7 protein-coding genes and 1 pseudogene are annotated in these 8,223 nt (G+C 59.3%); 1 reads left to right on the forward strand and 7 read right to left on the reverse strand.

The window, feature by feature from the left end; all coding sequences use genetic code 11:
- Positions 1 to 63: 63 nt before the first annotated feature.
- The 7 genes from ABIZ35_RS27140 to ABIZ35_RS27170 all read right to left on the reverse strand — a co-directional run bounded on the left by ABIZ35_RS27140 (position 64) and on the right by ABIZ35_RS27170 (position 7,387).
- On the reverse strand, positions 64 to 627 hold the full coding sequence (locus ABIZ35_RS27140; protein ID WP_348223073.1) for a hypothetical protein: 564 nt from the start codon (positions 625 to 627) through the stop codon (positions 64 to 66).
- Between the two features lie 99 nt (positions 628 to 726).
- Positions 727 to 1,812, reverse strand: a complete 1,086-nt coding sequence (locus ABIZ35_RS27145) for a medium chain dehydrogenase/reductase family protein (protein ID WP_348223074.1) — start codon at positions 1,810 to 1,812, stop codon at positions 727 to 729.
- Positions 1,813 to 1,978: 166 nt separating this feature from the next.
- Positions 1,979 to 2,239, reverse strand: a complete 261-nt coding sequence (locus tag ABIZ35_RS27150) for a hypothetical protein (protein WP_348223075.1) — start codon at positions 2,237 to 2,239, stop codon at positions 1,979 to 1,981.
- Between the two features lie 55 nt (positions 2,240 to 2,294).
- A complete protein-coding gene (locus tag ABIZ35_RS27155; RefSeq protein ID WP_348223076.1) occupies positions 2,295 to 3,569 on the reverse strand; it encodes a hypothetical protein in 1,275 nt (424 codons plus the stop codon).
- A gap of 70 nt (positions 3,570 to 3,639) precedes the next feature.
- Positions 3,640 to 4,236, reverse strand: coding sequence for an orotate phosphoribosyltransferase (pyrE, locus tag ABIZ35_RS27160; RefSeq protein ID WP_348223077.1), 597 nt, complete (start codon positions 4,234 to 4,236; stop codon positions 3,640 to 3,642).
- Positions 4,237 to 4,298: 62 nt separating this feature from the next.
- Positions 4,299 to 5,726: a hypothetical protein gene (locus ABIZ35_RS27165; RefSeq protein WP_348223078.1), complete on the reverse strand. Its 1,428-nt coding sequence runs from the start codon at positions 5,724 to 5,726 to the stop codon at positions 4,299 to 4,301.
- A 77-nt stretch (positions 5,727 to 5,803) separates the two neighbouring features.
- Positions 5,804 to 7,387 carry a DUF5597 domain-containing protein gene (locus tag ABIZ35_RS27170; protein ID WP_348223079.1) on the reverse strand — a complete coding sequence of 528 codons (1,584 nt, stop codon included), beginning with the start codon at positions 7,385 to 7,387 and terminating at the stop codon, positions 5,804 to 5,806.
- A gap of 132 nt (positions 7,388 to 7,519) precedes the next feature.
- On the opposite strand from ABIZ35_RS27170, the pseudogene ABIZ35_RS27175 reads away from it, so the two are divergent.
- A pseudogene (locus tag ABIZ35_RS27175) lies at positions 7,520 to 8,223 on the forward strand (hypothetical protein); the annotation flags it as partial.

Below are 8,223 nucleotides of genomic sequence, written 5' to 3' on the forward strand. Positions count from 1 at the left end.
TGGTGGATGCGTTAGAATGGAAGTGCATGTGGTTGATTTTCTTTGGTGTGGTTACCAAGAAGACTACCACATGCGCTCCTCAAACGCCATCCCCACTTGTTCATAATGACATGAGACTCGACATCTATTAATGAAACGCTGTAAGCTCACGTCGTGTTCCCCGTACACGCCGCCGACATGCGTTACGACGACCGCTTCCGGACCGCAGCCCATGGCGTCCAGAATCTGCGCCTGCGCATTCAAATCCATAATCGATTTACGCGCCACTTCTTCGTCGAGAGCGTTCAGAAGAATATATTGCGAGGGGTGCAGGCTGAGACGAATATCGTACTTACGCGCCAGCGCGCCCAACTCGGCGAGCTCGCCGGCGGCTTCGGTCAGTTGATTGTGAAACTGTGGAAGATCGGGATGCGTGAGATAGGGTGCAAAGTCCGACGACATCCGATACATGTGGATATCGTTCTTTGCGAGGTAGTGAAAAATCTCGGCGACATACTCAATAGACTGACGCACATGCGGTTCGCTTTGCCATCGGCGAGCGTCGTTGGACTTCAGCGTGGAGACGGGGTCCACCGTAGTTTGATTGCCGCCCGCGCCCAGCACCTTGACCGCAAATCCCAGCCGCATCTTCACACCGCCTTCTGGTAATACTTATACCCAGAATTTGTACAATTATTCAAAGCGGCGGAAAATAATGGCTGGCAGTTTGGCGATCCGGGCGGCCGCCTAGTCGGGTATGAGAATGACTTTACCGTACGCGGTTCGAGACTCCGCAAGCTCCATGGCCGCCACAGCCTGTTCCAGTGGGAATCGGGCTGCGATTTGCGGCGTCAGCTTCCCGTTTTGCAGCAGGCTGACGACACGGCTATAATCCTCCCTCAAGCGATTGTAGAACGCGCCGCGCTGCACGGTATGTCCCGCCCAGACGTTGTAGAATGTCGTTTTACGTCCGTTTGGAACGACGCTCCACCAGAGCAGGCGCCCGACATGCTTCAGAAACGGGATCACGACGGGGCCCTCGCCCTTCAGTTCGCCGGCGATCCCGTAACTCACCAGCACGCCGGCGCGGCCTAGCGCCTGGAAGGAGATTTCGGCGCTTTTGCCGCCGATGGGATCGAACGCGGCGTTCACTCCCATCGGCGCGATCCGTCGGATACTCTCCAGAAGATTGGGATCCTTGTAATTGAGAGGATCCACTCCAAGCACCCGAAGCGCATCATGATGGCGCGGCGCGGCAGTCCCAATCACCGTGGCTCCGGCTTCAATCGCCATCTGCGCCAGGATTGTGCCGACGCCGCCGTTTGCGCCATGAATGAGCACTGTCTGTCCCGATTTGACGCGCGCGCTGCGATGAAGCATCTGCCAGGCCGTCACGCCGTTCACCACCAGCGCTTCCGCCTCGGCGGCGTCGAGCGTGTTGGGAATGGGCATGACTTCCTTCGCCGAGAGCAGGGCGAGGTTGGTCCAGCCGCCGGTCTTTGTCAGGGCGGCGATGCGCGCGCCGACCAGGGTGGGGGAGACGTCTGCCCCAACCCGCAGCACCACTCCCACCAGATCGTATCCAGGGACAAATGGGAACTTCGGCTGCCCAGGGTAGCGTCCACGCCGCATCGACTGCTCCGCAAACGAAACGCCAGTCGCCTCGACGCGCACCAAGACCTGACCTGCCCCCGGCTCTTCGCATGGCCTGCGTCTGATCAGGAACCCGCTCGGCTCCGTAATTTTTGGTATGACGACTTCAACCACTTCCCGGCAAGCTGCGCCGGCGATCTTCGTCTGTGTAGGCTTATCATGCTGTGTGCTTTCGTCCATTGTGGTGACCTGATCCTCTCGGTACTATAAAATCTAACTAAGTTAGGTTTTTGCGTCAAAAAAAGTTGAGATACTTCGTCGCTCGCTGCTCCGAAATCAAATCTAACTTAGTTAGATTTTAATAGTACCCACGCATGTCCCTTTTTGTCAATGGTGTGTGAAAAAGTTATACTCGTCGCCGTCGCCCGATGATTAGCGTGAGGCCGGCGATGGTAATGGCGGAGAGTGTTTGGATGGCGATCCCAAGCGCGCAGGTGACCGCCAGAAGCGCGAAGATGATCGGCGCCGCCAAACGCACGCGGAAAGCGGGCGACATCGGATAAAACCGGCGCGCCAGCTTCGGCAGAAGACCTAACGCGAAAATGACCGCAATGACGGTGAACATCCAGGCGAGCGGCGCTGCGAAATGTGTATTGATGGTATCCATATTCACTACAACGAATATTTCACGAAAACGCTGCGCGGTTATGGGGAATTTATTTTTAGATAAACCGTCGCCACTCTTCCGGCAAAAACACAATATCCTGAGCGGTGATGAGATACGCGAGGTAGGCGCTTTCCTGGGTGGGGTTCAGCGTCCGTGAGGCGTGCTCAATGCGAGCGCCCACGATGACGATCTTCGCATCGGGCAGATCCCCGCGCCGGTTGCAGCGTCCCGCGCGCCGAATGAGGTTTTCGGGTGGGCATACGGTGCTGATCAGCACCGTGGCGTCAAGATCGCTGTTCTCCACGGCGTCTCCGGTCGTGAGCAGCAAGTATCCTTCGCCTTCTTTTTCCAGCTCGCGCAGCTGCGCATAGATGCGCCGCCGCTCGGAAGCAGGCTGGCCCTGATGGTACAAAAAGACGCTGTGCGGATATGAGCCGACCAGGCGCGATCGCAAAGTGTCGGCGTCCACGGGCGTTTCGCAGACGCCGAAGACACGTGAGTTAATGTAATAAGAGCGCCGGATCTGCTGCTCGATCTCCTCCAGAGCATCGTCGGTGGCGATAAATTGGATCGTGGGAGCGGCGGCGTTCGCAATTCCTGGCGCATCGATCGGTTCAAGAAAGCTGAGTTCTTCCTGGAATGGCGGCGGCATGGTGCTGCTTGAGATAATAACGTCCGTATCCTGAGCGAATAAGAACTCCACCAGACGGTGGAATCGCGAGAAAGCGTCGACCGAGTAGCCGTGTGCTTCGTCGAAGAAGAAAAGATCCCGGCGCAGACCGCCTTCGGTGGGCGCAAAGGAGGACGCCAGTCCATGGACGCCGCCGCCGCCGAAGAAGAGATCGAGGAACCGATGGAACGTTGTCACCACCAGATCGACATCCGCTTCGAGCGGGTTCATCTCTTCGGTGGGCTCTTCCGTTCCATCCGCGCAGTACCGAATGCCGAATACTTCCTCGCCCGGCCCGTCGGGAACGACGATCAAGGTTCGGGGGACTTCGTCGGACGAAGCCCAGGACTTCAGATACGGCCCCATTCGATAGAGATAATCATCCAGCGGTGAGCCGTCCTGCGCGATCAGGAACAGCCGCCTCGGCGCGCCGCCTCGGCGCAGGCCCAGGGCGGGAATCACCACGGATTCCGTTTTGCCGGCGCCGCAGGGCGCCAGCAGCAGGTACCCGGCGTCGCTCTCCTGCTGGGACAGTCTCTCATAAAGCTGCACCTGCCAGTCGCGGGCGCGCGGCAGGAACCCGGCGCTGCTCAGCCGGTACGAAGCGCTGGCGACGCTGGCGCCGTCAATCGGGGTCGCAAGATCTGGAGACATAGGCATCGGTGTTGATTATCTCTATATTAGTGAATACGAATACGCTGGATAAGCGCGTGTATCCGCGAGCCGGCGACTAAGCGCCGGGCTTAAGCAGCTGGCTGCTGCCGCGTTCGGTCAGCGGAATGGCGGCGAGCCATTCGGGCAGAGCGTCGGGCGCGAACTTCTCCACGTCCAGCGTCAGCAGCGCCTCCAGCGGAACGCCGAACTGGGTCTTGCCGCCGCTGCGGTCCGCGAGGACCGCGACGCCCATTAGGTCGCCTTCATGCAGGCGCACCGCGTCGATGGTGTCACGAACGCTGCCGCCGGTGGTCAAAATATCATCGACTACCAAAACGCGCTCGCCGGGCGTGATCTGAAAACCACGACGGAACACGCGTCCCACACCGTCGTCGCCGCGCTCCGCGAAGATGCTGCGTGTCCCCAAATGCTTGGCGACTTCATAAGCCAGCAGCATCCCGCCCGTGGTCGGTCCGACCACGAGCTCCACCTCTTTGTCCTTGAAGCGCTCGGCGATCTCGCGGCAGAGCCGCTCGACATGCTGGGGGAACTGCAATACCTGGAATTTCTCCAGGTAGGTCGCACTGTGATATCCGGACGCCAGGAGGAAATGTCCCTCCAGCAGCGCGCCCGATTCCTTGAAAATCTCTAAAGCCTGATCGTTGGTCAACATAGTGCTTGAGGTTTCGTCCTGCTCAGGGCTTTTTCCTTCTTAATGTGATTAAGAAAATCCGATCACTTGTTCATCCACGCCGGCAGCGGGATCGGAGGCGGCGCGGGGTAACGAAACATGGCCTGCTTCATCAGTCGGGCCTCGCTACTTGCTTGTCCATCGTACTTGCCATCGGCGCCGACGCTATAAACAACGAACCCATTGCCGCCTTCACGCTGATAGATCAATGGCTTATCCGTAAACGGATCGACGAAGCCTTCGGGAAGCGTGGCGGGATACTGCCCTGTCCGGGCCTTCGTCTCCAAAATCGCGGCGCCGGCGAGCGTCACTTGCTCGTTTGCATGCAGCAGTGTGTCCGATTGATCCCAGGGCAGGGATGCACTGCCGAACATAGCGGTCAGTTCTTGGAGTTGGTAGAGATGCGCTTGAGGTCCGTCGTCGTTCGGGGTTGTTTGCAGCACTTGCTGAAATACAGCGCGGCGTTGTGATACTGGCTTGTCTGCGGCGGCGATCAGCGTGCGCATCTCCCCAAGATAGCGCGCTTCCGATGCGTCAATCAAGTTCAGTGCAAACTCTCGCTCCTCTGGGGCAAGAACAATCAAGGGCGTCTTTGTATCGGGATCATAGTCCTGGCGAATAAAACGATCGAGTTCTGAATCCGAATTACGACGCGCTTGCTCAAGGAATAGGTGACGCGTCCTCAAATTGCCTGTCAGCGCTGTTTTGAGGGAAAGGGCGGGGAGGGAGGCGTGCATTGCCTGAGCCACTTGTTGATTGGCGTTGATGTCTGGACCGGTTCGCTGTAAAATTTGCCGCATACCAGACAGAGCAATGTCTTCGATAGCGACGCCGGTCATCCAGCCGCTCATGTCTCCCTGAGCGGCCGTATGCGCGGCGATATGGAAAGCGCGTCTTTGATTTTGGATCGCTTGGGAGATATGTCCTCTGTTGGCTTCGACGAAGGTCTCAAGCGCGATCTCCCGCGTCCCTTCTCGCATACTGGCGTAGATGGGAAACACTGGATCGGAAGGCGTGAATTTTGGCCGGTCAGTTGCTTCGTGTAGCAGCGCGAAGCGGTCCGGGTTATCGTCGATGAGATGTTCCATGACGGAGATCTGTTCGGGGGTATAGGCGTACCTTAAGCTGGGACCGGTGGAATAATTCGGCATCCGTATGATCTTTGCTTTGCGCAGCGCGTTCCACTTCTTGTAGATCGGCGCGGCGTCCTGATCGGGTGGGATGACTGGCGGGGCAGCGTTGATATCGATGCCCTCGCTGCGTGCGGCGGCGATCTCTGCGGCCAGATCCTTGGGGCCGCTTTCGATTTTTTGCCATGCCGCTTGCATCTTCGGGTCTTTGGAAGATTTCAAGCTTTGCATTTCGGCGCCGATTTCGCTTTGTTTCGGCTGCGCCTTGCATCCTGCGATAAAGGTGACGCCGCCTATTACAAGGCACGCCCCAAGATATCCCACATATTTCTGTCGAAGCATGACCTGTTCTCCTGATTGCTCTCTCGGCAAGTGAGACCCACGGCCCGGAGAAAGGTTGCATCGTCATTTGCCGGCGATCAAATGGGCGGATTATGCTGATAGACACGCACGCGGCGTGTGCTGGGCGCTGCGCCAAGGCGAACGCCGTATTCGTCGCCGTTGAGCCTTCTGCCGGGGAGCCATTCGCCGTCACGATAGTCTCCATCGGAGATTTCCAGGAAATCGACTTCGCCGGGGCTGCCGGGCGCGGGATGGAATTGCACCGAGAAGCTGAAGCCGGCGACGAGATAATCGCCTTCGCCCAAAGCGATGATCAGACCGCCTGCCGGGGGCTGGCCGGGATTGAGGGGAGTGGGAAATTTGACTTGCAGGCGATAGCCGCCGATCTCTAATCCCAAGTCGGGCGTTGTCTTTTGGAGAATGCCGCGCATGGCGCCCGTATTTTGATGCTGCGCGATGATCGGGGTCATGTCCGACAGTAGGCGATAGGTCTGGGCGAGGAGCAGCCCGCTGGGATCGGTCTGGATTCCGAGGGAGGCGTCGGCGACCGGGCCGGCGATGGTTTCTGAAGCGGCCCCTCCGATGCTCTCAATCCCGAAGGGGGAGAAACCGAGCGCGGAGTGCTCGGCGATGGCGTAAAAGGCGCCAGCCGCCGCTGTGTGGTCACGGCGGGCTTCGGGAATGAAGAGGGGATTGCCGGGGCGGGCGTAGTCGGCGCAGACGCCGGCGAAGTCGTCAATGTAGATGTCTGGGGCGAGGAATTCGATTGCCGGCGCGGCGGCGCGCCAGATGTCCATCATGCGCGAGACGGGACCGCCATTGGGGTATTCGCCCGCCGGCTGGCCGTCGTACTGCACGAGCCAGGCGTTGGCGAAGTGGGGCAGTGGATATTCGGCTCGCCCTGCTTCGGCGACGCGGCCGACAAAGCGCCCGAAGCCCCAGGACATGAACGCCTCGTTGGCGTCGCCGCCGAACATATCGCTCCAGGTCATGCTTGGGGTGTCGTCGAATTGTATTTGGGAGAGCGCGGGATGAAGTGTTTTGGTATGGGTGCTCAAATAATCGACGAGGGAAGACGGGACTGGCTGTGCGAAGACGCGTTCGGCGGGCGCGGAAAAGTCGCGGGGGGCGCGCATCAGGCCGACCTCATTTTCTACCTGAACCATAATCACCGTTTGCTGCTCGGCGTCCACCTCGCGCAGATGACGCATCAGCGCGGCGAAGGCGCGCGCGTCGGCTTCTATGGTTTCCTCGCAAAAGCAGCTCAGGGGCAGCACATCGTGGCCAGGATGCGACTGCGCGTGGACAAAGCGCTGAGAATTTGTTTTGACCCATTCCGGGGCATAGGTCGAACGTCCATTTTTGAAGGCCCCGAACCAGAGCGGGACGAGCCGCAAATTGTGCCGCCGCGCGCCTTCCAGCAGTCCATCGACGAGTGTGAAGTCGAACTCTCCCTCTGTTGGCTCGATCAATTCCCAGCTGATCGGCGTCAGCGCCGTGTTGCAGTGAAGCGCCGCCATGCGCTCCCAGATACGCTCCATGTAGGCGAGGCTGCTGGAGCTGGAGTTATGGACTTCGCCGGCGAGCATCAGAAATGGCGCGCCCTCGACAATAAGCTGCGCGCCTCCGCCGGTGCGCTGGAGATGGGGCAATGGATTCATGGGCGCAGGTTCGATGATGCGTCGCGATGTTCCTGCGTCATTCTGTTCGCTAAGGCCTTTAAGGCTTGACGTCGGCGGCGCGCATGACATAGAATGTTCGCAGCATATGGGATGGGTGAAATCGAATCATTAATGAACATTGAGAAAATGACGCGGCGGCAATTGATGGGGCTGGCCGCGGTTGCGACCGCCGCCACTGTGACCGATTGGGGTGACGCTTCCAGGACATTGGGACGCGTGGAGGCGGCGACAATGAAACATGGTGGAAGTGGCGCCGGCAAAGCGGAGCAAGTGGCCCCGGGCGTCTGGCGCATTCGCTTTGGAAAACCGGAAAAGCTGACGCCGCTCAGCTTTCGCACGGCGCCAATTCACAAAGAAGGCTTCTCGTCTTTGACGCCCTGCGACCGGCCTCCATTTTCACTCGATGACATCACCTTTCGGACGACGGGGCGCGGCTGCGCCGTGACGCTGCCGATGACGACGGAGGAGCGGATTTTTGGCCTTGGCCTGAACACAAAGCTGTTCGACAAGACCGACCGGCGTGTCTTTCTGCGACCCTCGGACGATCCGGAGGGAAGTCTAGGTGATTCCCACGCTCCCGTCCCGTTCTACGTCTCAACGGAAGGCTACGGCGTGTATGTGGATACGGCCCGCTATGCCTCGTTTTATTCCGGCAACGTCGCGCCGACCGCCGTACGGGGCGCAACCGGGGCCGGCGGCGGGCCGGCCGACAACACGCAGGATCTGTATCGTCAGCGGACGCTCAGCGCCAAGACGATGCTGGTGGATGTTCCGTCGGCGGACGGCGTGGATGTCTATATTTTTGGCGGTCCGGC

It is taken from the genome of Capsulimonas sp., assembly GCF_039929585.1.
Taxonomy (GTDB): domain Bacteria; phylum Armatimonadota; class Armatimonadia; order Armatimonadales; family Capsulimonadaceae; genus Capsulimonas.

Bases quoted from the DNA above. Each gene is read 5' to 3' on its own strand.
- ABIZ35_RS27165 (WP_348223078.1), bottom strand. From the start codon at position 5,726: ATGCTTCGACAGAAATATGTGGGATATCTTGGGGCGTGCCTTGTAATA.
- ABIZ35_RS27140 (WP_348223073.1), bottom strand. From the start codon at position 627: ATGCGGCTGGGATTTGCGGTCAAGGTGCTGGGCGCGGGCGGCAATCAA.
- ABIZ35_RS27170 (WP_348223079.1), bottom strand. From the start codon at position 7,387: ATGAATCCATTGCCCCATCTCCAGCGCACCGGCGGAGGCGCGCAGCTT.
- ABIZ35_RS27145 (WP_348223074.1), bottom strand. From the start codon at position 1,812: ATGGACGAAAGCACACAGCATGATAAGCCTACACAGACGAAGATCGCC.
- ABIZ35_RS27150 (WP_348223075.1), bottom strand. From the start codon at position 2,239: ATGGATACCATCAATACACATTTCGCAGCGCCGCTCGCCTGGATGTTC.
- ABIZ35_RS27155 (WP_348223076.1), bottom strand. From the start codon at position 3,569: ATGCCTATGTCTCCAGATCTTGCGACCCCGATTGACGGCGCCAGCGTC.
- pyrE (WP_348223077.1), bottom strand. From the start codon at position 4,236: ATGTTGACCAACGATCAGGCTTTAGAGATTTTCAAGGAATCGGGCGCG.